The following is a 22,975-nucleotide window of genomic DNA, read 5'->3' as shown; positions in this document are numbered from 1 at the left end:
GTGTATGTTTACTTTTTGGAAAAGTCAAGAAAATAACGGCTCTTATTCGGTTATCGGCAATGAATTTCAGACAAAAACAGAAAACGTTTACTTTGGAGTGGCGAGCGAGGCCTTGAACGTTCCCGATTGCGTTTTTACCGTCGTATTGCTATCATTCTTTTTAATGAACGAATCCGATAAATTTATTGCCGACCTGAGGCGCATCGTTAAATACGAGCGCGCAAAAAACGGCGGCAGACTTAATATTCATGACGTTTGCGAAAAAATAGCGGATTTTTTTGCAAGAGCAAATCCTCTCGTGCCTTCGCTTGCCGCTGCGGTTTTTGACTATTGGACGAGGACTTACGTAGATTCCTCTTTGAACATCGACCTTGAACCTACGGAGGAAAATCTTTACAGGCTCTGCGCAATGAAAAATTTTCTCTGCGGCGTTGACGATAAAAATGAAATTCTTTGTGAACGGGATTGGAAAGAATTGTCCGAAGCGGTCAGGTTTGAAGCCGAGGATATTCCGCTTGACCTGTTGGAGCGGATGATGGCGATCGTCGTCGACAAAGACGCGCTTTAAGTTATTCAGCGCATATTCGAGCTTCATATGCACAACCGTTTGTCTTTATATAAAAAATGTTTTCAGTGCCCGCGCAAATGCGGAGCCGACAGGACGGGCAAAAAAACAGGGGTATGCGGCGAAAGTGAAAACATAAGAATAGCCTCCGCTTGCCTGCACTTCGGCGAAGAGCCGCCCGTCACCGTTTACGGCGGAAGCGGAACCGTTTTTTTTACGGGCTGCACGCTTAAATGCGCCTTTTGCCAAAACTATCAGATTGCGCAGCAGGGAATGGGAAGAGACGTTTCTTCAGACGAATTTATAAGTATATGCTTGAAGCTTCAGGACGCCGGAGCGGAAAACATAAATCTTGTTACGGCAAGTCATTGCATTCCCAAACTGGCCGAATACTTACGCGACGCAAGGCGTGCGGGTCTTACAATCCCGTTTTGCTGGAATTCTTCCGCATATGAAAATGTCGAAATGCTTGAGCTTTTACGGGGGACAGTTACGGTATGGCTTCCAGATCTTAAGACTTTGAGCGCTGCGCTTGCAGGCCGGCTGTTTGCAGCGGCAGATTACCCTCAAGTGGCCGTAAAGGCGATTTTATGGATGATGGAAGCGTCTCCTTTAAAGCTTGTTGAAAAGAATTCGGACGGGAAAACAAAAGAAAAAATACAAAGCGGGGTCATAATACGGCATTTGTTCCTTCCGGGGCGCTTTGAAGAAACGGCGGATACCTTGGACTGGCTTAAGCACAATGCGGATAAAAAAGCCGTGATTTCCCTTATGTCGCAATACACTCCCGTTCCCTTTGCAGGCGCTGAAGACGAGCTTTTAAAGCGTAAGGCTTCTCTTTCCGCCATAGAAAACAGACTTGTTACGGCCGAAGAGGATCAAGACCTGAAGGATCTCATAGAAGCCTACGATTTTGAATATCTTTTTTATCAAGAGCTTTCAAACGATACGTCTTGGCTTCCGGACTTTAAGTGCGCGCAGCCTTTTTCAAACGAGCTTGCAAGGCCGTTCTGGCACTGGAAGACAGGTTTTTGCGTTTAAATTTTTATTCATGCCCGTACAAAACTTACTAATCATGATATACTTTTATACATGGAAAGTGCTGCCGGTAAAAAACTTCAGCGTCTTACGGGGACTGTAATTCCCCTTGGCGCGCTCCGCACTGAAAAAAGTCCCGTCATCGGTGAATTTTTATCGTTGATCGATCTTATACCATTTTGCCAAAAAGCGGGGCTTAAAATCATACAGCTTTTACCCGTAAACGACAGCGGAACTCACGTTTCTCCCTACAGCGCGCTTTCGGCCTTCGCCTTGCATCCTGTTTACGTTTCTATTCCGGAAATTCCGGAGTTCTCTGAGCTTTATAAGAGTGATAAAGACTTTGCCGACGATTATGATCGATTTATAAAAAAACATTCAAAACCCGCGTCTAAAAAAAACAATCGTTACGATTACGAAGCAATTCTTGAAAATAAGGTCGCGTTTCTGAAACGCATCTTTGAAAAAAGTGAAATTGCCGCCGGGCATGTCGGTTCAAAACGCTGTTCGCCGGACGGGAGAGGCTTAAAAACCGCAGCCTCGGAATATGAGGACTTTTCTCTATGGCTTAAAAAAAACGGCTGGGTAAAAGGCTATGCCGTATTTAAAGCCTTAAAAGAAAAACACCTGCAGGCCTCATGGAAGACTTGGCCTGAAAAAGACCGTAAAGCCGATGCGGAGCTTTTATGGAATACCGAAGACGTAACTCGTCGTAAACTGCAGCTTTTTTACGCGTGGGTGCAATTCGTCTGCCACGTTCAGTTTAAAAAAGCGGCGGACGCCGTTGCCGATGCGGGGATACTTTTAAAAGGCGACATACCGATTTTGATGAATGAGGATTCGTGCGACTGTTGGGAAAACAGCTATGTTTTCGATCACGGTTTTAGGGCGGGAAGTCCGCCTGACGGCGACAACCCGAGCGGGCAAAACTGGGGCTTTCCCGTATATAACTGGGAACAGCTAAAAAAAAGAAATTATTCATGGTGGAAGGAGCGGCTTGCTTTTGCCTCTCAGTATTATAAGGCCTACAGACTTGATCACATACTCGGGTTTTTTAGAATTTGGGCCGTTCCCGAAGGCGATGTGTCGGCAGAACTGGGACATGCCGAGCCTTTTGTTCCTTGTACTAAAGAAGAACTTGAACGGTTGGGATTCGACGAAGGCAGGATTCACTGGCTTAGTGAACCGCACATTCCCACAAAAGTAGTTGAAGATATCACATGGAATCATGAAAGCGCCCACAGGATTCTCTCAACAGTTGCAAACCGCATCGGAAGCGAAGAACTTTGGAATCTCAAAAAAGAACTGGAAGGCAGCAAGGAAATTTATTCTTCGGATTTTTCGTCTTTGTGCGCTCAGGATGCGGAAAAACGCATAAAGGACGAACTTTGTAAATATTGGACGGACAGGTGCATTCTACAGGTTAAAAAAGACATGTTCGTTCCCGTATGGAAATACAAGGATTCTACGGCATGGAAATCTTTGAACATTGACGAACGGGAAAAGCTTGAAAATCTGTTTGAAAAAAAAGATGCCGAACAAAACGGACTGTGGCAGATCGAAGCTTCTGAAATTCTTAAAGAGCTCACGTCTTCGATTAATATGATACCCTGCGGCGAAGATTTGGGCGTTTCGCTGGAATGCGTTCCCGCCGTTATGAATCTTTGCGGAATTTTGTCGCTTCGCGTAGTGCGCTGGTGCCGTAATTGGGTGCAAGAAAAGCAGCCTTTCATTCCCTTTGAAGAATATCCGCCGTATTCGGTTACCGCAAGCTCCGTTCACGACTCTTCCACGCTGCGCCAATGGTGGGAAACCGAAAAGGATTCCGTAGAAGCTTTTATAAAGGCCTTCGCTTTGAATAAAGATTTAGATTCCGATTTTTCACCGGAAACTGCGTATCTGATCCTTGAAAAAACCGCGCACAGCGCAAGTTTCTGGTGCATACATCCTCTGCAGGATTTTTTATACCTTGCAAAGGAATATTATCTTAATGAAAGCTCCGACGAGCGCATAAACGTGCCCGGCACGGTTACAAACGCCAATTGGGTGTACCGTATGCCCGTATCCGTAGAAGATCTTTCCAAAAATAAAAGCCTATGCGATTCGATAAAAAGAATTTCTGAAATTCACAAAGATAAAGGCGGCCAGAGATGAAAAAAGACTTACCCGTATCGTATAACGAATTTCATGTAAGTAAAACTGTAAGAGATATGTGCGGCTTCGCCGATTCCCTTTTTTCTTCTTCCGGCAACGTCGTTTTTAGGAATATTCGCGCCGTCCGCCTTTTTGCACAAAAACTGAATGCGCTTTTTGACATGCAAAAAACTCCGGAGCTGAAAATTTCCGCAGGAAATTTAAACGCCATGGGTCTTATTGACGAAATTTTTCATATCGTAAGCATGATTTACCGGCGGGACAAATACAAAGCCGCTTTTTTTGGAGCCTTGGAAGCGCTTGATAAAAAATTCGGAAAAGAAAAAGTCGACGGCATGCTGCTTTGCTTTGTAGAAAATTTTCCGCCTACGGAAGTGTATGCGCAAAAGATTACCGCCCGTGATTTTTTAAATCAAAAAGCGTTCGACAAAGGCGTCCGAGCGGAAAGGGAAAACCGAGAAAGCGTTTTGGAAGAGCTCGTTCTGCTTTATCTTGCAAACGAAAATCCGGCTTTCAAACCTTTTAAAATTTTGTTTGACGATTCGCCTCTTAAAGAGCTTTCAATATACAAGGATGCATGGACGGAGATAAAAACGTTTTTTAAAACAAAACCCGTGTTCGGACCGTTCAGTCACGATCTTATCACCATGCTGAGGGAACCTGTAATTTTCAGCCCTAACGACTTACGCGGCCAGCTGGAATACATAAGAAAACATTGGGTTCCGTTTTTCCCCGAGCTTGCAAAAATAATTTTGCTTCTCCTGTCTTCGCTTGACCTTCTTTCCGAAGAAGCTAAAGCCGCTTGGAGGGCGCCGAATGCGGGCGGAGCTCTTCCCGACATGTCGGCGTACAGTTATGAAAATTTAATGAACGAGTACGAAAGGTTTAGTCCCGACCGGGAATGGATGCCGAAAGTGGTTCTTATGGCAAAATCCGTCCTAGTTTGGCTTGATCAACTCGGCAAAAAATATAACAGAAGCATAACGCGTTTGGATCAAATTCCCGACGAAGAGATAAATATTCTTGCCGACGAAGGTTTTACGGGGCTTTGGCTCATAGGTTTGTGGGAACGCAGCTCTGCAAGCCGCCGCATAAAACAGCTGTGCGGAAACCCCGAGGCGGCCGCGAGCGCTTACAGCCTTTACGATTACGATATCGCAGCGAATATCGGCGGCTGGGACGCGGTAAACGACCTTAGGTTCCGTCTCTGGAAGCGCGGAATAAGGCTTGCATCCGACATGGTTCCGAATCATACGGGAATGGATTCCCGCTGGATTTCCGAAAAACCGGATCTGTTTATCCAGCGCAAAGACAATCCTTTCCCCCAATACACTTTTAACGGGGAAGATCTTTCTCACGACCCGCGCATAGGCATATACCTTGAAGACCACTATTACAACAGATCGGACTGCGCCGTCGTTTTTAAGCGGGTGGATAAGGCTACGGGCGACGTTCGCTATATTTATCACGGTAACGACGGAACGGGCATGCCGTGGAACGATACGGCTCAAATCGATTTTTTAAATCCTGCCGCCCGTGAAGAAATAATCCAAAAAATTTTGCATGTCGCAAGAAATTTTCCCATAATCAGGTTCGACGCGGCCATGGTTTTGGCAAAAAAACACATACGGCGCCTTTGGTATCCCGAGCCGGGAAGGGGCGGTGACATAGCTACAAGAAGCGAAACACAGCTGTCTACGAAACAGTTTGAAGACGCTATTCCTCAGGAATTTTGGCGTGAAGTTGTCGACAGGGTTGCAAAAGAAGTTCCCGACACGCTGCTTTTGGCCGAAGCGTTTTGGATGATGGAAGGATATTTTGTGCGCACCCTTGGAATGCACCGCGTGTACAACAGCGCGTTTATGAATATGCTTAAAAAAGAGGAAAATCAAAAATATCGGGACACCGTAAAGAACACGCTCTCCTTTGATCCGCAGGTTTTAAAACGCTTCGTCAATTTTATGAATAACCCTGATGAAGAAACCGCCGTTGCCCAGTTCGGCAAGGGCGACAAGTATTTCGGCGTATGCACCCTTATGGTAACGATGCCGGGTCTTCCCCTGTTCGGCCACGGACAGATCGAAGGCTTTGAAGAAAAATACGGCATGGAATATACGAAGGCTTACAAACACGAAGTTCCCGACGAAGGTCTTATAGAGCGTCATCGCAAAGTGATCTTTCCTCTCATGAAAAAGCGTTACCTCTTTGCCCAGATTGACGATTTTTTGTTCTTCGACGTATGGAACGGTTCTTTTGTAAATGAGAATATCTTTGCGTATTCAAACCGATGCGGCGACGAAAAGGCCGTAGTTTTTTATAACAATAAATACGATAGGGCTTTCGGCACGATAAAGCAGTCGGTTCCCTATGCGGTAAATACGGGAGGCGAAGGCGAAGTTCAAATGCGCTCCAGAAGCATAGGAGAAGGGTTGGGGCTTTCTTCGGAGCAAGGAAGATATTGTATATTCCGCGATCTATCGAGCGGCCTTTGGTATGTGCGCGAAAGCTCCGACATATGCGAAAACGGCCTGTTCGTAAGCTTGAACGGGTTTGAAACCCAGGTTCTGCTTGACATACGCGAAGTTTCAGACGCGGCGGACGGCAAATGGGGAATTTTGTGCAGAAGTTTGGCGGGTAAGGGCGTTCCAGATCTGGAAATTGCATGGCAGGAACTTGCATACAGGGAACTATACGAAGCGATGGGCGCCTTTATGTCGGCCGAATTTATAAGATCCGTAAACGGAATTTTATATCCTCCGAATATTCCGGCAAAAAGCGGTGGCAGGGCAAAGTCCGACAAGGGATTAAAAGACGCTGGCGACACGTATACTGCCGAAGGCAACGCTTCCGCCTATGCGGACACTGCAGAAAACGGCTCGACGACCCGCGCGACCATCGACAGCCGCACAGATTCTGCTCGCCCGGCTTCCGTATCGCTAAATTCGATCCTCGGCAAGATAAAACCGCATGCGCTCGCCTTTTATTCCGCGGCCGCAGAGTTTTACGCAAAAGAAGCCTCGCCGGGCAATAAAAGCTTAAAGTCGGCGACTACTGAAAAGTCCAAGGGCGCTGTAAAGTCTGCGGATACTGCAAAGACGGTGGTCGCCGTAAAATCGGCCTCTTTTACGCCTGAAAAAGAATTCCGCATGTTTTCAAAAAAAATCGGAATTCTCGTCAAAAACGCCCGAGATCTTAGGTCGTCAAAAAAAGATATGTTTTCAAAATTTGCGGCAAAAAATCCTCTGCCGCTAAACGCCTTATTCTGCGTGGCGGCGGCAGGCAGTTTTGCAAAAACTTCGTCCGCACTGAAATGGGCCTTACCCAGAAAATTTTGCGCCTTCTTCGCCGATGCGGGAATAGCCGCTCCCGACTTGTATAGAGATCTTGAAACGATGTTCATCCTTGGCGGATTTGTTCCTTTTAAAAAGCAAAGACTTAACGACGGGGCTTCAAAGAGCGGAATAAAGAAGGACGCGTATCCGGTTGCAAAGCTCATGATGAAAAGCGACTTTTCTGCCGCCTTGTGCGGTGTGAATGAGTTCGGCGGAGTGCTGTGGTTTAATAAAGAAGCTTCGGAGAGATCTTTAAACCTTTTTGCCGCCCTTAACATGTTTGAACTTGAAGCCTCCGCGCGCGGAGACTCTCTTGCCGAAAAGCAAGCGACCGTTTTGAAAATGCATAAAATGCTTTCCGACGCTCAAAAAAAATCCGAATATAAGGCGGAAAGGTTCTTAAAGGAATTTGAACCTGAAGGGAAGCATTCGAAAGTCGGCAAAGAAAAAAGCGCAAAGGCTGTTAAAAACTTTCGGCAGTAAAACCTTTTGATACGTCCCGCGCTATGCTTAAGACTTCGCTTGAAGACCTTATTAGAGGCTTTCCAATATTCGCGGGACGGACGGAAGCGGCAACGTTTTCAGGCATTTGCAGATTTTCCCCGGTACATCGGCGTATAAAATCCGCATCGAGCGACGGATGATCGTTTACAACCAAGACAAGGGTTCCGTTGTCTTGGTACGTAGCGCCTTTTTGCTTTAACGCGGCCGCGTAAGCGCTCGCCGTGTTTTTATCTGCGTAAAGGTGATATTTCATAAACAGCTCTTTTGCGGCAAAGACCGTATCGTCGTCCGTGATCTTAGCTGCATAAACAAGGTTATGCATGAGAGCCGTATTTGCGGAAAAAATTTCTTCCAATCTTTCAAGGTTTGAAAGGCAGGAAGGATCAGTTTTTCCGCGCTCGTTCACCGGTACGAGGGCGTCGAGCATCACGCAGCGGCCTGCGGGATCCACCGTAAGGGCGTCGGTCGCCGGCAGGATAAAGCCCGAAACGGGCATGGCGATCTTCCAGCTGTAAAGCCCTGCCGTAACGTTGCTGAAATTTCCCGGCGGCATGGCATAGTAAATATTTCCCGTTACTTCTCTCTTTAACCTTGAAAATGCAAAAGGATAGAAAAATGCCTGAGGAAAAAGTCTTCCTATGTTTGCCGTGTTTGCGACGGTGAGATTGAAATTTTCGACGTTTTTATGATCCGAAAAAATATCTTTTACGATTTTATTGCAGTCTTCGATATTTCCGTCAATCTCTATCGGAAAAAGGTTTCCCCCGTTCCAAATAAAATCCTCTGCCGAAAGTCCTTTTACTGAATTTTTAGGGAACAAAAGTACGGCCTTTATGCGTTTTTTGCCGCGCAGCGCGTTCGCCAAAGAGGCCGCCAGGGCGGAGGCGTTTACGTCAAGGATGACGGCGTTTGTGTCCTTCATCAAAAGTATGTTTTCAAGGGCTTCGATGAGGTAGCTTACGCCGAAATCGCGGTGCCACCCTGTAGGGCCGTGAAAAAGTTCCAAAGTATAAAGCCCCTTGTCCAATTTGGACAGTTTGGGTTCATAAGGAAACGCTTGTGCGGCTATCGCTTCGCATATTATCGGACTGAACTCTTCGTTTACGCATGCGAGCGTAAGAGCTCCCGCAACGGAAGCGTAGGTGGTCTTTTCATTTGTAAATAAGATCCATCGGCGCAGGTCGTTCACTTCCGCAGGAACGTAAAGACCTCCGTCTTCCGGCATACAGTCGCGAATAGCCTGTTCAAAGCCTACGTTCAATTTTTTATTTCTCGTACTGGTAAAACGCATAAAAAGATTATATCACTATATGAGAGCTTTGCCAAAGGTGCCGGATGCGACCGTCAACCGCAGTCAATTATTTTATTGCAATAAAAAAAACTTTGTTGTATCATATACATTATAATTAAAATCGAAGCGGCTTAAAATGTTCTTTAAATCCCGTTTTGCAAAGAGACTGATTCGATTTTATAAAAACAGGAGGCTTTTATGCTTAAAAGGAAATTTGCGATTGCGTTGGCTGTTGCGTCATTGGCGCTTACGGCGAGCACATTTGCAACGGCTGTAGGTCCGGGTCTCGGATATGTATTCTTCGGCAAGAAGAGCGGAGCGGTCTGGGATATCCTTGCCGCAACGACAAACGGATGCTGTTTCTCTCAATTTTTTGCCATCACGTTCGGAACGTCCGGATATGAAGGCGGACTTATCGGTATGGAAGAAACTGATAAATTCATCGCCGAAAACATGGACGCTCTTGCGGCGGACATAGCAAAAGGCGACGGAGAATATGTCGACACCCTTTCGACCATGCTCAATGTCGCGGATAAAATGGCATTTAAAGCCGCCCTGCAGGATAACTTTGATGAAATTTTCTCTTCATCCGAAGTTTCTGCAAAAGAAGTCAGCGCAAAGATCTATTCTTTTGTAGGATAAGCTGACCTTCTATCTTTAGTAAGACAGGATGCGGCAAAGCCCGTATCCTGTTATTTTTTTGCCTATTTTTTGTTGTCAATGAAATGGCGAGTTTTTGAAAACAAGATGCTCAAAGCGACGATTTCTCTCACAATTTTTTTTCTTTTTATTCAGTTTTCTCCGGCTTTTGCAAAACCCGTAAGCTCCGACGGATACGAAAGGTCCGCCGAATTTGCCGTAAAAAAGGCGCAGGAAATGCATCTCTCCGAAGACCCTTATTGGCACACATTGCTGCACTATAAACCGGCCGGACAAGAGCGTTATAAAAGCCTTATAGACGATCCCAATTTCTTTTGTGCAAAAAACGGAAAAACCGATCCCGATGCGGAACTTTCGGCTACTCTGAAAGCTTTTTTTTCGCTTCCCGTTGAAGGAGAGCGTCATGCGACGGTGCGTTTCCCCGGCAGGTATGCATGGCTTTGCCGTAAACTCGATTTACAGACTCAAGATTTTCCTTATGACGGCGACGTCGAATATTCAAGTCTCATAAAACTTCTTCGCCCGGGTTCGATTTACCTGGTTTTTCCCGCCGGTTATATGAAAAATCCCGCATCGGTTTTCGGGCATACCTTGCTTCTCGTTGAAACGGAAGGAAAGCCGCAACTGCTTGCCAATTCCATAAGCTACGGAGCGATTACGACTTTAGACGTAGGAGTTGTTTACGCCCTTTTGGGACTTGTGGGAGGTTTTCACGGTTATTACGGCTTTAGTCCCTATTACGAAAAGATAAAAGAATATGCAAACATGGATATGCGCGATATGTGGGAATATCGCTTTAATTTTACGGAAGAAGAAAAGGACAGACTTTTACGTCACCTTCTTGATATGACGGGCATATATTCAAATTATTATTTTATAAGTGAAAACTGTTCGTATAATTTGCTTTTTTTAATAGAGGCGGCTCGGCCGGAAACAAAGATAACCCAAGTAGTGTCGGGAGTCGTTGAGCCGATAGCGACTATAAAGACTATGCATTCTGCCGGATTATACGACGACTTTGTATACAGGCCTTCGCTTTTTAAAAGAATAGAAACATTAAAAGCGTATTTGAACGCCGAACAAAATAGATACGTAAAATCGCTTTGCACGGGCAAAACGACTATAAAAGATTTTCCTTTTGAAACTGCGGATAAGGAAACGCAGGCTGTAATTTGGGAGCTTTCTGCGGAATACCTTCAATATCTTCTTAATAACGGAAAAATCAGCTCTGAGGAATATAGACCGCGCTATGTCGAAGTTTTATCCGAAAGACGAAAACTGGGCGCGATAAAATACGCTGCAGAAACCGAAATTCCTAAGGCTCCGCACACGGCGCACGGCTCAAAGAAAATCGCCGTCGGAGGCGGTAAAGACGCAGGCGGCTCTTACATCGGCTTTAATTACAGGCTTACGGCGCACGAACAGCTTGAAAATTCCGCCGGCTACAGTGATAACTCGCAGCTTTTGTTTTTTAGTGTCGACGGGCGCTTAAGACCCTTAACAAACGAATTTTATCTAAAGCACGCCCTTCTTGCGGATATTATTTCTTTGCCTATTTCGGACATATATTTTTTTAATTCCGCCATTCGTGTTTCGTTCGGGTTAAAAAGCAACGCTTATAAGGATAACGGCGAGAACATTGCTCTTAATTTAAAGTTTTTATACGGCGCGAGCGTCAAGCCCGTTTCATGGATTCAGTTTTATTTGATGGCGGGCGCCGATGCATATTTTAATCGTGAATACGACTATTATACGGATTTGCCGGTAGGCGGCGAAACGGGATTTATAACTACCGTCGGTACGTGGAAAAATAGAATACAGGCGGAGATCTTTCAAACGCCGCTAGATCCGCCGCATTTTCGTATCGCTTTTTCTGCAGACGAGGAGGTTACGCTTTCGCAAAATTCGGCTTTAAAGGCCGGCTGTTCGTTCAATATTAACCGCGGGGAATATCGGCCCGAGTGGTACTTTTCCGTCAATGCCTTTTTTTAGAGAAATCTCTTCAGCGATCGCTCGCCTGCCGTACGATTCCGTAATTTTCGTATAAGTAATCTCCGCCGTTTTCGTTATTTTACGGTAGTTCTGCTTCGCTCTTTTTCCACAACATAGAGCACAAGGACGGATCCTTTTGCCAGCTCGTACGGCACCGTAAAATTCCCGCCCGGATGGCTGAAAGAGATCAATGTATAAGGTTCCGCTTCGGGCGATTGTACTTCAATCCTCACCGGCACGGGGTACGGATAATTTGTAAGAGTTTCGCTTAAAATTCCAAAGACAAATTCATCGCTGTTCGCTGCGGGAAAAGCAAATTCAGCCGAAACCCTTGAATAATTCGGAATGAATTCTTTGTCGAAGGTTTGCTGTTGAACTATTGTACCGGGTATTTCATTTGCTTGGGCGGTATGTGACGTAAAATCAAAAACGATTTTGCTCGTTTGTATGAGATCGAGCATTTCTTTTACATTTTTACCGATTATATTAGGTACCCGAGTATTTTCAAATTCCGGCCCTCGGCTCACGATGAGATTTAAGGTTACCGGTTCCGTTATGACCGTACCCGGCGCCGGATTTTGTTCAAGGATGACGCCGGGGGAAGAAACATCGGCCTTGTAAACCGGGTCGGCAAGAACGATAAGCGGATTGGCGGACCCCGCAAACAATGTCTGCAACTGTATGCGAACGTCATCAAGTATGAGTCCCTTGTAATCTTCGATATGGTCTATGACAACTCCCTTGCTTACCACAAGCGAAATCCTGCGGCCTGCCTTTACGATCATGCCGGCGCCCGGATTTTGTTCAAGAATTTTGCCTGCGTCGCCGGGTCTTTCCGAATAGCGCAGTCTTATTTTGGGATAAAGCTCCTTTTCCTGCATTTCGATGAGAGCGTCGGCCAGGGTTTGTCCCGTTACGTCGGGAACCATAACCTTTTCCTGCCCCTGCACGACCGCAAAGAAAACTATGCCAGCGGTAAAAATCATTAGAATAAAAGCTGAAACAAAAGTAAAAATCATCGCTTTTGAATTTTTTTGGAATAGAGACAGAGTGTCCGCCGCATTTATCCGCAGTTTGTTAAAAAAGAAATTTTTAAGTTTAAAAAGAATATCCGCTGCGTTTATCTTTGTGATTTTGAATTTGTTTTTTCCGAAAAGTGAATTTTTTTTCGATCCGTCGGAATCGGAAGTTTTGTTTTCATCATCCATAGCGTTTCCTCTATTGTAATGTGGTACCTATAAAATTGCGGCTGCCGTTCATAAAGTCTATGTAATTCATGGCTTTTTTAAACTGCCATTGAAGCTCCGTCGCAACAATAAAATCCTTTGCGCAGGCAATGTAAATTCCGCTTTTTTTATCAAAGAAAGCCGCCGTGCCCGGTTTTAATTCCGCCGGACCCTTTAATGCCGGATTTTTTGACGCTGAAACGGAAGCGGCGGCAGGCAAAGCGCGCGATATGCGAGCCTTTAGGATTTTAAGGTTCACGCCCCCTGCAGTTGTAAAGCATCCGGGTTCGCTCGTGTAGGCGCGAATCATCGCTTCTATGTCTTCGGCCGGCTTATCCCAACGGATTTTTGTGTCTTCCTTTTTAACGGCAAAAGTGTAAGAAGCATCTCCTTTTTGCGGTTTTGCCTCAGGCAGATTTCCCGACGCGGCGGTTTCTTTCAGTATTCGGAATATCTGTTCTGCTCCAAGGACAGCGCTTTTTTCCAAAAGGCTGTCCGCGGTTTCCGTAAGGTCAAGCGGAATCTCTTTTTGATAAAGCAAGTCTCCCGTATCCATTTCCAAAGCAATTTTTTGTATGCTTATGCCCGTCGTTTTGTCGCGGTTTAATATGGCTTGGATTACGGGAGAACAGCCTCTGTATTTTGGCAGGAGCGACGGATGCAAATTTATTCCGCCGTATTTTAAGATCGTCAGAAATTTCGGGCCGAATATGTGACCGTAAGCAAAGCACACTAAAATGTCGGGGCTGATTTTTTCCATTTCGGAGCGAAATTTTCCGTCCAAATGTTCGGGCGTAAACACTGGGATGTTTGCGTTTCGGGCGACGACGTGAACCGGCGTGGGAATCAATTCTCTGTGTCTGCCCTGCGATGCAGGCGGATTTGTGAGAACGCTTGAAATCACTACGCCGCTTTCAAAAAGGGATCGGTCCTTTAAAAGAAGTTCAAGCATAACGGCGGAAGCGCCGGGGCTCCCTGCGTACAGTACTTTCAGCACCGGTTCGTTACCTCCGCTTTTTTTGCTTCCTTCGCGGCGATTTTTGCGTTTATTCGGTTCAATTTCGCTTTTTTTTGCGCTTGTTTTTGAGCGGAACGCTCCGCCCGGATTTTGAATTTCTGTTTTATCTTTTCGGCGAAGTCTTTATCGCCCTTGTCTATAAAAAGAATTCCTTCAAGGTGGTCGCTTTCGTGCTGAATAACGCGGGCAAGTAATCCGTCGGCTTCGAGTATAAACGGTTTACCGCTTTCGTCAAGCGCCTGCACGGTTACCTTTTTGGGACGAACGATGGATTCGTAAGTTTCCGGAATGCTGAGGCAGCCTTCCTCATAGGAACAGACTTCCTGAGAAGTCGATATTATCTGGGGATTTATGAATACGCGGCGTACGTTGTCGTCAACCATGACGACAAACATTCTTAACGGAAGACCTACTTGCGGCGCCGCAAGGCCTACGCCGTCGGCATTTATCATCGTTTCAAGCATTTGTTCAGCCAAAGAACGGATTTCGTCCGTTACTTCGGGAACGTCTTTTGCTTTTTGGCGTAAAATTTCTTCTCCCAATTTACATATACGAAGCATATCACTCCTTAAAATTGCACAGCGCCGGAATTTTACCGCAAGCCGCGGCGCAAAATTCATAAGGTATTATTCTCTTATTCTCAGCCTTGCAGCTTGCGCGTGGGCAAAAAGACCTTCGGCGTCTCCCAAACAGGCCGATACCTTTGCGCTTTTATTTACACCGTCATAACCCGGTTTCGTTCTGAGCGTAGTAACGGTTTTTAAAAAACACCGCACGCTTAAGCCGCCTGTAAATCGCGCGGAACCGGAAGTAGGAAGCGTGTGATTTATTCCTGCAGCATAATCTCCCAAAACTTCTGCGGAACTGTGTCCTATAAAAAGAGACCCGTAATTGTGTACGAGTTTTTCGATTTTATCGAGTTTTGAGTCTTCATCGATCGCAAGCTCAAGGTGTTCCGGAGCTTTACGGTTTGCAATATCGGCGGCCTGTTCGAGCGATTCGGTTATTATGATCCGGCCGAAGTTATCGATGCTTTCCCTCGCGATGTTTTTTGTTTGAAGCGTCTCAAGCTGTTTTTCTATTTCGGCTGCGACGGAAAAAGCGAATTCTCGCGACGGAGTTGCCAAAACCGGCTGGGCGACAACGTCGTGTTCCGCCTGCGCCAAAAGATCGGCTGCGATCCATTTCGGATTTGCCGAAGAATCGGCAATTATGAACACTTCAGTAGGACCTGCCGCCATGTCCAAACCGACGGCGCCGTAAACGAGTTTTTTTGCCTCCGCAACAAATTTATTACCCGGACCTACTATCACGTCTACTTGCGGCACGGATTGTGTTCCGAACGCCATCGCCGCGATCGCCTGTGCTCCGCCGCAGGCAAAGACGCGGTCGGTACCGCAGATATATGCGGCGGCCATGATTCCTTCGTCGGCGTACGGTTTTCCGCCTGAAAACGCCTTGCCGGAAATTCCTTCGGCGACGGAGGAGACAGAAGAAGTGGTTTCGGCAGAAACGTTGCCGGCCTTTTTAAGGTCGTCGGGGTGCACCCGCGGAGGAGTGCATATTATCGTTTCTTTTACACCCGCCGCTTTTGCGGGCATTACTGTCATTATCACGGTTGAAAGGAGAGGGAAACGCCCCGCAGGAACGTAGGCGCCAACTTTTTCAACGGCAACGGTTCTTTGTCCCGTAAACAATCCGGGACGCAGTTCGATTTCAAAGTCGCCGAAAGATTCTTTTTGTTTTTTTGCAAATTCAAGCGCAAGGTCGCGGGAATAAGAAAGAGCTTCGTATAAGGCGGGATCCTGTTTTTCCATCTTTTTTGCAGCGGCTTTAAGATCGCTTTGAGGAATTTCAAAAACGGCGGGATCCGCAGCGTCAAATTTTTTAGCATATTCGTGAAGGGCAAAATCCTTTTTCACTTTGACGTCGGACAAAATGGTCTTTACCGTCTCAAGGGAAGATCCGAAATCCCGTACCGCAAAAAAGTCGCTTTCAAGTTCACAGGCTTTTTGTATTTTTATCATTTTTTGTCATTTTTCCTTGTGGCGCTTGTCCAATTCATTGTAAATATCCTGCCACGTAATTCCGCTCTTATTCATCAGGACGCTCACAAAATACAAAAGGTCCGAAGTTTCCCAGACTATTTCATCTTTGGTTCGGGCTTCGCACAGTTCCTGAGCTTCTTCTTCGATTTTTTCGCGCACACGTTTGTCGTTAAGAGTCGCCGTATACGATCCGGGGCTCGGATCGGCAAAACGTTCGGATATTATCGCGTAAAGCCGCTCCATAGTGGAAGGTTCGTCCGGAGCGGAAGTAAAGCACGACCAGCTTCCCGTATGACATACGCCGCCGTGAGGAACGACGGTCGCCAAAACCGTGTCCCTGTCGCAGTCTGCGCGAAGTTTTACCAGTTCAAGATAGTGCCCTGAATTTTCACCCTTTGTCCAAAGGACGCGACGAGTACGGCTCCAAAAAGTGAGCTTACCTGTTTTAAATGTCTTTTCAAAGGCGTCTTTATTGGCATAGCCCAACATTAGGACCTCCCCGTGCGCATCCTGTGCAATGACGGGAACAAGTCCCTCTGTCTTTTGCCAATCCAAACAGGAAATAAAAGCGTCTTTCAGCGTGATTTTTCCCGTGTAAAGCGCCATTCCGATTTGAACGTCGCAATGCATTTTTTCGAGCATTTCAATTTCTTGGATTGATGAAACGCCTCCGGCGGCAACTATTCTGCAGTTTACGGCTTTGCGAAGGTTTTCTATGGTTTTTATGTCGGCGCCTTGCATACAGCCTTCTTTTTCAACGCATGTGAATAAAAGCTCCGAGCAAAAATTTTCTGCGGCTTTTGCCCCTTCTATGAGAGAAATGTTTAAAGCTTGTGTCCAGCCTTTTACGGTGATTTTTTCATTGACGGCGTCTACGGCGATGATTATGCGTTGTCTGCCTACGGCATTTACGAGTTCTTCCAAAAACTTTTTATTTAGGATATCGCCGCAGGAATTTGCGCTTGCGTTCCATGCGGCGGAACCGATTATGACTTTTTCGGCTCCTAGGCTGACCAATTCTTTTGCACGCTTTACGGAGCGTATGCCGCCCCCGCACCTTACGTTCCCCCGGCGCAAAAGCGATTTTAACAAGGCGGTATTTACCGTGTTTCCTTGGGCATCCGCGTTTCCCAGAGCCGCGTCAAGATCTATAACGGCGACTTCGCCGTAGCGATTGAAGTCTTCGATAAGTTTATCCGCGTCGTCGCGCTGAATTACAAGTTCTTTTCCGTTTTTTAATTGAACGACGTGCCCGCCTTTTAAATCGATAGAAGCGATTACCATATTTTGATTTTATCAGAAATGGAAAGGTCTATCAATTACAGGATGCCCGGCAGCCCGCTGCGGCATCTCTTACACGTATTCGGCAAATTTTGCGTTTACGTACTTATCGGAAATGCTTCTCACCAAAGCGTTGGCGGCGTCGCACATTTCTTTATTATTTGCGACGATTTCCCAGCGGGTCATTCCTTCTTCGCTTCGGCTTATTCTTTGAGCAACCTGGAACCACGGTTTTGACATGTCGGTGTCCTTTGTGATAACTTCCGGCAAGCCGTAGCGCATTAAAGTCGCGTCGAGGCTGCTCTTGTCTTCCATAAATTTTATTACGGTAACGCCGAATTTGTCTTTCATCGCGTTTTCAACGTCGTCCATTATGGACTCCTCTTTGGATTCGTCCAAAAAGTGGCACGGCCATTCCCTTATCCTGAAAATATCTTTTTGTCTTTCATAGATTTTTTCATATTTTTCAGGATACTTCGCCCACATATTCGCGGTTAAAAGCGTGAACAGCAGAGTGTTTTCCGTAGCGGCAAAGCCTTTTGAATAATCGTTCAGATCGAAAGGCTGGTTCAAATAATAGTGAGCGGACTCTTCGCTTGCCACAATATATTGGCGTTTCAAGTTTGTCCTGAGAGCCTCTTTTATAAACGAGTGTCCGTTACGGATTATGTGAACATTGAATCCTTCTCTGCATTGATCGTACATCGAAAGCGGATTGGCTTTAACGTCCGAGTACAGATGAGGGTTATAAGTCGAGCCTTCAAAAAATCCGCTTTCAAAAACGGGGCGATAGATTTCTTTGAATTTGGGAGCCAACAAGGTCATGTTAAAAGCCGGCGCCAACTGCTCTCCGTCGCGGTTCATAATGTCCAGGCGGTCGCCGTCTCCGTCATAGCAAAAACCGAAGTCATAGCCGCCTTTTTTCATGATATCCCAAGTGGGCTTAATGCTTGAGATTATGATAGGGTTGGGATCTCCGTTTGGGAAATATCCGTTCGGAACGATATTGCGGGGCGTAACGGAACAGCCCGCATAGGTAAGGGCTTCAACTATTTCACAGCCTGCGGCGCCGGATAAAAAATCTACAAGAACGGGAACGCCGTTCAAGCTGTCTTTTTCAACGCCTGCAAAGCGCATGCTGTAGTCGATGAATTCGTCCATCACCCTTGAAACTATAACTTTTCCCTTTTGCTTTGAAGGAGAAATTTCTTTGTTTTCAACGTAGTATTCTTTGATACATCTTATTCCGCCCTTAGGCCCGCAGTCCGTCGCCAGAGTGAACATGTCGGGCGCCATGAGCTTTAAGCCTATGTATTCTCCGGGATTGTGGCTTGCGGTAAACATTATGGCAGCGCTTTTTCTGTGTTTCATGCAGGAAAAATAAAATTGGCACGTTGAAATTTGAAGAGGGTTCAGTATTACGTCCAGCCCGATAGACGTGAACAGATCCGACGCTTCTTGAAGCAGGCCCGGCGCGGCGAGCCTTGCGTCCCGTCCCAAAACTACGGAGCTTACCTTGAGATCATCTTTAAAGTATCTTCCTGCCGCTTTTAAAAGGCGCTCGGAAACTTCGCTTGTCATTTTACCCGATCGGGTTCTTATATCGTATGCCTTAAACATCGATAAATTCAAATCGAAATTTTCATTCATAAAATCTCATCCCCCTTACATCTTAAAACTGTTTGACATGCGCAGTCCGCGGATCTTATTTGTTCCGTAGACCACAAGGAACACCACTATGAGCAAAACGGTACTTAAAGCGGACGCTTCGCCTAAAGTTCCTTCGGCTACGGCAACGTATATCTGAACAGGAACCGTTCTTGTCTTAGGTCCGTACAAAAGGATCGTCGTGGACAATTCCTGCAACAGCGTCGTAAACGTCAGGATTGCGCCGCTTATGATTCCCGGCAAAATCAAAGGAACGCTTACCTTCCTGAAGGTGTAAAACCACGTGGCGCCTGCGATCGTCGACGCTTCTTCCAGCGACGGATTAAGCTGCGTCAAACTTGCGCATACGGAACGGTAAGTGTAGGGCGTACGCCTTATCATATATGAAATAATGATGATCGTGTAAGTACCACCGATGCTTATAAACGTATTTCCCGTAAAAGCCGATATGAGGGCAACCGAAACTACCGTCCCCGGCAAAATAAAGGGAATCATTATCGACATATCGATAATGCCGGCTCCTTTGGGACGCTTCCTCTCGGTTATATAGGCCATGATGCTGCCCAAAAATGCGGACAGAACCGTAGCCGCCGTTGAAAGGTAGAACGAATTGAAAAATTCATGACCGCTTGTCTTGGGAATTACCTTATAGTTGTTTAGGGTAAAGCCTTCGGGGAACAAACCGTACCATTTTTCAAAAAAGCTCATGATGATGATCGTTATCTGAGGCGCCAAAGAAAGCACCAGGACTAAAAGGCAAAAAATAAACGCTAAAATCCTTGCAGCCATATTCGTGTGCTGCCTGATTTCAGTGTGCGTCGCGCTTATCGTTTCGTATTCTCTGCTTTTTACCATGCGTTTCTGCGCGTAAAGTATTATGCCCGTTATTATGCAGTTTACTACGGCGATCGTGCTCGCTCCGTTATAATCGGCAAAGCCGTTTACTCTAAAGTAGATCAAGGTCGGAAGCACGTACTGGTCGCCGCCGATCATGGCGGGAATTCCGAAGTTTCCGATCGCTCGTATAAATACCAAAAGGGCGGAAGCGCCTAAACTGGGCAGTATGAGAGGCAGCGTAATGGTTCTGAAAATTCTTCCCTTTTTTGCGCCCATGAGCATTCCGGCGTCTTCCAAAAGATTGTTCGCCCCGCTGAAAGCTCCTTCGGCCAAAAGGAACACGAAAGGATAATATGACAGAACCATACAAAAAATCATGCCGAACATACCGTATATGCTCGGAAGGGTGATCCCTAATGGTGAAAGCAAAAAGTTGAAAAAATATTTCATTATTCCCTTGTTGCCTAAAAGGATAACCCAGCTAAAAGCTCCGATAAAAGACGGCATTATCATGGGAAGAATTCCCAGAGACAGCATAAGTTTTTTACCGGGGATCTTTACTCTGGCCACAAAGTAGCCCATGGGCACCCCTATGAGCAAGGTTCCGAGCGTTACCGAAAGGCTTGAGATAAGGCTGTTCTTCATGCTCGTCATGTAGAGCTTGCTGGTAAAGAATTTCTTAAAGCCGCTTACAGTAAATTCGCTGAGCTTTAACTCTATCCCGCTGGGCATAAAGGCTCTGAACAAGGTTATTACCAAAGGATAGATCAAAAATATCAATAAAAATAAAAGCGGAACCAAAAATATAAAAAACTGCGACCTGTCTTTTTTATAAAGAGCGGAAGCGTCTTTTATTGCAGGCGATAAATTATTTTTGCTGTCGGATTTCATTAATTATTTACCTCCGGCTTAAACAAAAACGCTCTTCCTTCTTTTATGCGGACGGATACGTCGTCGTGTTCTTTTAAGCCCTTTACAAGGAACGGCATATCGACTTCAAGCGCAACCGGACTGATTTTTTTATCGACGGTTATCTCATAGCGGACTACCTGACCCAAGTGCTGAATGATCTGGATTTTACCGGAAATACACGAAGGATCTTTTTCGGACGTAACTTCAAGCATTTCGGGTCTTGCGCCGACAAATACGTCTTTACCCGCAGCGACGGCTCCCTTCGTTCTGTCGTTATTCTCCGAAACCGAAACGGTAATGTTCGTTGTGTGAATTTTTGCCGATCGTTTGTCCGTAAGCTCGGCGTTAAAATAGTTCATCTTGCCTATGAAATTTGCAACAAAGGCGTTGTCCGGAGCCGTGTACAGCTCATCGCTCGAGCCAATCTGTTCTACAACTCCGCGTCTTAAAACGGCAAGCCTGTCGCCTACGGCCATAGCTTCTTCTTGGTCGTGCGTTACAAAAATTGTGGTTATATTTGTAGCCTTTTGTATTCTGCGGATTTCAGCCCTCATGTAGCGCCTTAACTTTGCGTCAAGGTTTGCAAGCGGTTCGTCCAAAAGCAAAATATCCGGATCGTAAACGAGAGCCCTTGCGATGGCTACGCGCTGCTGCTGTCCGCCTGAAAGAGCCGTGGGGAACGGATTTCTTTTTAATTCTTCCTGCAGACCCACAAGCTCCATAACGCTTTCAACCTTTTTTTTGACGGTTTCGTTGTCCGTCTTCCTTACGCGTAAGCCGTATGCGACGTTTTCAAATATGTTCATGTGCGGATAAAGGGCGAAGCTCTGAAACACCATGCCTATATTTCTTTTATACGGCGGAATTATAGTCATGTCAGTGTCGCCGTAAAGGATCTTACCGCTCGTTATGGTTTCAAGACCGGCGGTGCTCCTCAGCAATGTGGTTTTCCCGCAACCGGAAGGACCGAGCAGGCAAAACAATTCTCCCGGTTCTATCACAAAAGAAACATCGCTTAAAGCCTTTACTGCGGAAGGTCCCTTGCCGCCGTAAACTTTATCTACATTTTGATAGGTTAAACTTAAACTCATCATTACCTCTTATTTTATGAATTCAAAATCCGCTATAGACGACAAGAGCCGGCTTTTATTAAAACCGGCTCTTCTTTTACAGGCATAAAATCGGCCGTTGTCAGACCGGCTTTTGCGTTTAGTCTCGAAAATCGCTGGAGGCGAGTTTTTCGAGCTGCCTTAGAGCATCATTTCCGAAAAACGGTCAGTCAGGTCTTTTCTCAATTTTTGCGCTTCGACTGCGTTATAGTCAAAGAATTTTATATTTTTCAAAGACGGTAAAAAGTCCGGATCGGGGATATTATCCATTACTACGCGGCGTCCCTGCGTTTCTCTGATCGTCCTGTAGGCGTCTTCCGTGGTTAAAAAATCCATAAACAGTTCCGCAGCCTTGGGATTCGGCCCGTTGTTTATAATTGCGGAACCGTCGAAGCGGAGACCCGTTCCGTCTTCAGGGTATACGTAGGTTACGTGGCTTCCGCTCACCATAAATTTTGAAACATTATATTCTGCGGTAACGCCGATAGCGTATTCGCCGCGGGCGACTGATTCGCCTACCGTTGTGGAATTAGGCGTAAAAGTGCAGTTTTTTGCAAGGGAAGGAAGAATGGATTCGCCGTACAGTTTATAGATCATATAAAGCTGGGCGTAAGCTCCTCCGCTCAGCGCGGGGTTTCCCATGATGATCTTGCCCTTGTATTTTGGATCGGCTAAATCTTTCCACGTCTTCGGGTATTCTTCCGGTTTTAAAAGGTCGGTGTTTACCATAAAGCACTGAATAGGCATGGAATAGCTATAGTACTTGGGAACGTCGGCTCTGTCGCGAAGGTTTTTGTCAAGTTTTGAATCGTTAACCGACTTGTAAGCCCTAAAATAGTTATATGAACCGTCAAGAATTTCCTGAGAAGCTCCCAGCAAAATATCTCCGGAAGGCTTGGGCTGTTCGGCGTTAAGCCGCGTATTGAGTTCTCCGGCTCCCGCTCTTATGATGTTCACTTTAATTTCGGGGTGGATGACGTTAAATTTTGCAACCAAGGCTTTTGCCTCTTTTTCCTGCGCCGCGCTCCAAATCACCAATTCGGTAGGCGCCTTTTCCTGAGCGGAGGCGGAGTCTTTAAAACCGGTTGCAAAGGCCGAGCTCAGCAAAACGGTTAACACGGATAAAACAATAAGCGCTTTTTTCATGGATACTTCCTTTGCGCGTGCGCGCAGTAAACCGCGGCGCCGAAAAAGTCCAATTTTACGCGACGCACAGTTTTAAATAACGTTTTATTTATAATATCGGTTATGATACTTTACGGAATGTGATTTTGTCAATGTTCCGGTTAGGTTTTTATGTGAGGCAACTTACCCCGTTTTGCCTAAGGCAAAAAAACGGA

Annotated in this window: 16 protein-coding genes; 6 read left to right on the top strand and 10 right to left on the bottom strand. The window is 46.0% G+C overall.

All coding sequences use genetic code 11. The annotated features are described in order from the left end of the window. The first annotated feature begins 4 nt into the window (after positions 1 to 4). Genes HRQ91_RS00360 through HRQ91_RS00345 form a run of 4 tightly spaced genes read left to right on the top strand, consistent with a single transcriptional unit; the run spans position 5 to position 7,572 of the window. Complete coding sequence (locus tag HRQ91_RS00360; RefSeq protein WP_210119764.1) at positions 5 to 568, top strand: hypothetical protein; 564 nt, start codon at positions 5 to 7, stop codon at positions 566 to 568. Positions 569 to 595: 27 nt separating this feature from the next. Then, complete coding sequence (locus HRQ91_RS00355) at positions 596 to 1,606, top strand: radical SAM protein (RefSeq protein ID WP_210119763.1); 1,011 nt, start codon at positions 596 to 598, stop codon at positions 1,604 to 1,606. 51 nt (positions 1,607 to 1,657) lie between these two features. Further along, positions 1,658 to 3,757 (top strand): 4-alpha-glucanotransferase, encoded by a 2,100-nt coding sequence (locus HRQ91_RS00350; protein WP_210119762.1) that lies wholly within the window; start codon positions 1,658 to 1,660, stop codon positions 3,755 to 3,757. Then, on the top strand, positions 3,754 to 7,572 hold the full coding sequence (locus HRQ91_RS00345) for an alpha-amylase family glycosyl hydrolase (protein ID WP_210119761.1): 3,819 nt from the start codon (positions 3,754 to 3,756) through the stop codon (positions 7,570 to 7,572). The genes HRQ91_RS00350 and HRQ91_RS00345 overlap by 4 nt, the downstream gene beginning before the upstream one ends. Here HRQ91_RS00345 and HRQ91_RS00340 read toward each other — a convergent pair. Continuing rightward, on the bottom strand, positions 7,553 to 8,884 hold the full coding sequence (locus HRQ91_RS00340) for a PALP domain-containing protein (RefSeq protein WP_210119760.1): 1,332 nt from the start codon (positions 8,882 to 8,884) through the stop codon (positions 7,553 to 7,555). The genes HRQ91_RS00345 and HRQ91_RS00340 overlap by 20 nt on opposite strands. Positions 8,885 to 9,082: 198 nt before the next feature. Between HRQ91_RS00340 and HRQ91_RS00335 the strand changes: the two genes are divergently transcribed. Both HRQ91_RS00335 and HRQ91_RS00330 read left to right on the top strand, forming a co-directional pair. After that, positions 9,083 to 9,526: a DUF3015 family protein gene (locus tag HRQ91_RS00335; RefSeq protein WP_210119759.1), complete on the top strand. Its 444-nt coding sequence runs from the start codon at positions 9,083 to 9,085 to the stop codon at positions 9,524 to 9,526. A 78-nt stretch (positions 9,527 to 9,604) separates the two neighbouring features. Next, entirely contained in the window at positions 9,605 to 11,536 is a 1,932-nt protein-coding gene (locus HRQ91_RS00330) for an Lnb N-terminal periplasmic domain-containing protein (protein ID WP_210119758.1), read from the top strand. A 74-nt stretch (positions 11,537 to 11,610) separates the two neighbouring features. Here the strand turns inward: HRQ91_RS00330 and HRQ91_RS00325 are convergent, their stop codons facing one another. The 9 genes from HRQ91_RS00325 to HRQ91_RS00285 form a co-directional block, all read right to left on the bottom strand. Further along, positions 11,611 to 12,744, bottom strand: coding sequence for a PASTA domain-containing protein (locus HRQ91_RS00325; protein WP_210119757.1), 1,134 nt, complete (start codon positions 12,742 to 12,744; stop codon positions 11,611 to 11,613). Positions 12,745 to 12,754: 10 nt separating this feature from the next. Further along, the gene (gene fmt / locus HRQ91_RS00320; RefSeq protein ID WP_210119756.1) at positions 12,755 to 13,759 is read right to left on the bottom strand and encodes a methionyl-tRNA formyltransferase; all 1,005 of its coding nucleotides are present in this window, start codon (positions 13,757 to 13,759) and stop codon (positions 12,755 to 12,757) included. Next, positions 13,753 to 14,340: a peptide deformylase gene (gene def, locus HRQ91_RS00315; protein WP_210119755.1), complete on the bottom strand. Its 588-nt coding sequence runs from the start codon at positions 14,338 to 14,340 to the stop codon at positions 13,753 to 13,755. The genes fmt and def overlap by 7 nt, the downstream gene beginning before the upstream one ends. A gap of 66 nt (positions 14,341 to 14,406) precedes the next feature. After that, positions 14,407 to 15,807, bottom strand: a complete 1,401-nt coding sequence (hisD, locus tag HRQ91_RS00310) for a histidinol dehydrogenase (RefSeq protein ID WP_210119754.1) — start codon at positions 15,805 to 15,807, stop codon at positions 14,407 to 14,409. A gap of 6 nt (positions 15,808 to 15,813) precedes the next feature. Beyond that, a complete protein-coding gene (gene hisIE, locus HRQ91_RS00305) occupies positions 15,814 to 17,112 on the bottom strand; it encodes a bifunctional phosphoribosyl-AMP cyclohydrolase/phosphoribosyl-ATP diphosphatase HisIE (protein ID WP_210119753.1) in 1,299 nt (432 codons plus the stop codon). Positions 17,113 to 17,181: 69 nt separating this feature from the next. Then, positions 17,182 to 18,759, bottom strand: coding sequence for a hypothetical protein (locus HRQ91_RS00300; RefSeq protein ID WP_210117470.1), 1,578 nt, complete (start codon positions 18,757 to 18,759; stop codon positions 17,182 to 17,184). 15 nt (positions 18,760 to 18,774) lie between these two features. Continuing rightward, a complete protein-coding gene (locus tag HRQ91_RS00295) occupies positions 18,775 to 20,505 on the bottom strand; it encodes an ABC transporter permease (RefSeq protein ID WP_210119752.1) in 1,731 nt (576 codons plus the stop codon). Then, complete coding sequence (locus HRQ91_RS00290; protein WP_210119751.1) at positions 20,505 to 21,620, bottom strand: ABC transporter ATP-binding protein; 1,116 nt, start codon at positions 21,618 to 21,620, stop codon at positions 20,505 to 20,507. Before HRQ91_RS00290 ends, HRQ91_RS00295 begins: the two co-directional genes overlap by 1 nt. Before the next feature lie 156 nt (positions 21,621 to 21,776). Further along, the gene (locus HRQ91_RS00285; RefSeq protein WP_210119750.1) at positions 21,777 to 22,781 is read right to left on the bottom strand and encodes an extracellular solute-binding protein; all 1,005 of its coding nucleotides are present in this window, start codon (positions 22,779 to 22,781) and stop codon (positions 21,777 to 21,779) included. Positions 22,782 to 22,975 lie beyond the last annotated feature (194 nt).

The organism is Treponema parvum, from assembly GCF_017893965.1.
Lineage (GTDB): Bacteria > Spirochaetota > Spirochaetia > Treponematales > Treponemataceae > Treponema_D > Treponema_D parvum.
The sequence above is the reverse complement of the archived record's forward strand: the minus strand, read 5'-3'. Positions and strand labels throughout refer to the sequence as shown.

What these genes read in the sequence shown, in the direction of transcription:
- HRQ91_RS00285 (WP_210119750.1), bottom strand. Translation starts at nt 22,781, where the DNA reads ATGAAAAAAGCGCTTATTGTTTTATCCGTGTTAACCGTTTTGCTGAGC.
- HRQ91_RS00340 (WP_210119760.1), bottom strand. Translation starts at nt 8,884, where the DNA reads ATGCGTTTTACCAGTACGAGAAATAAAAAATTGAACGTAGGCTTTGAA.
- HRQ91_RS00290 (WP_210119751.1), bottom strand. Translation starts at nt 21,620, where the DNA reads ATGATGAGTTTAAGTTTAACCTATCAAAATGTAGATAAAGTTTACGGC.
- HRQ91_RS00360 (WP_210119764.1), top strand. Translation starts at nt 5, where the DNA reads ATGTTTACTTTTTGGAAAAGTCAAGAAAATAACGGCTCTTATTCGGTT.
- HRQ91_RS00295 (WP_210119752.1), bottom strand. Translation starts at nt 20,505, where the DNA reads ATGAAATCCGACAGCAAAAATAATTTATCGCCTGCAATAAAAGACGCT.
- hisIE (WP_210119753.1), bottom strand. Translation starts at nt 17,112, where the DNA reads ATGGTAATCGCTTCTATCGATTTAAAAGGCGGGCACGTCGTTCAATTA.
- HRQ91_RS00330 (WP_210119758.1), top strand. Translation starts at nt 9,605, where the DNA reads ATGAAATGGCGAGTTTTTGAAAACAAGATGCTCAAAGCGACGATTTCT.
- HRQ91_RS00325 (WP_210119757.1), bottom strand. Translation starts at nt 12,744, where the DNA reads ATGGATGATGAAAACAAAACTTCCGATTCCGACGGATCGAAAAAAAAT.
- hisD (WP_210119754.1), bottom strand. Translation starts at nt 15,807, where the DNA reads ATGATAAAAATACAAAAAGCCTGTGAACTTGAAAGCGACTTTTTTGCG.
- def (WP_210119755.1), bottom strand. Translation starts at nt 14,340, where the DNA reads ATGCTTCGTATATGTAAATTGGGAGAAGAAATTTTACGCCAAAAAGCA.
- HRQ91_RS00355 (WP_210119763.1), top strand. Translation starts at nt 596, where the DNA reads ATGCACAACCGTTTGTCTTTATATAAAAAATGTTTTCAGTGCCCGCGC.
- HRQ91_RS00300 (WP_210117470.1), bottom strand. Translation starts at nt 18,759, where the DNA reads ATGAATGAAAATTTCGATTTGAATTTATCGATGTTTAAGGCATACGAT.
- HRQ91_RS00345 (WP_210119761.1), top strand. Translation starts at nt 3,754, where the DNA reads ATGAAAAAAGACTTACCCGTATCGTATAACGAATTTCATGTAAGTAAA.
- HRQ91_RS00335 (WP_210119759.1), top strand. Translation starts at nt 9,083, where the DNA reads ATGCTTAAAAGGAAATTTGCGATTGCGTTGGCTGTTGCGTCATTGGCG.
- HRQ91_RS00350 (WP_210119762.1), top strand. Translation starts at nt 1,658, where the DNA reads ATGGAAAGTGCTGCCGGTAAAAAACTTCAGCGTCTTACGGGGACTGTA.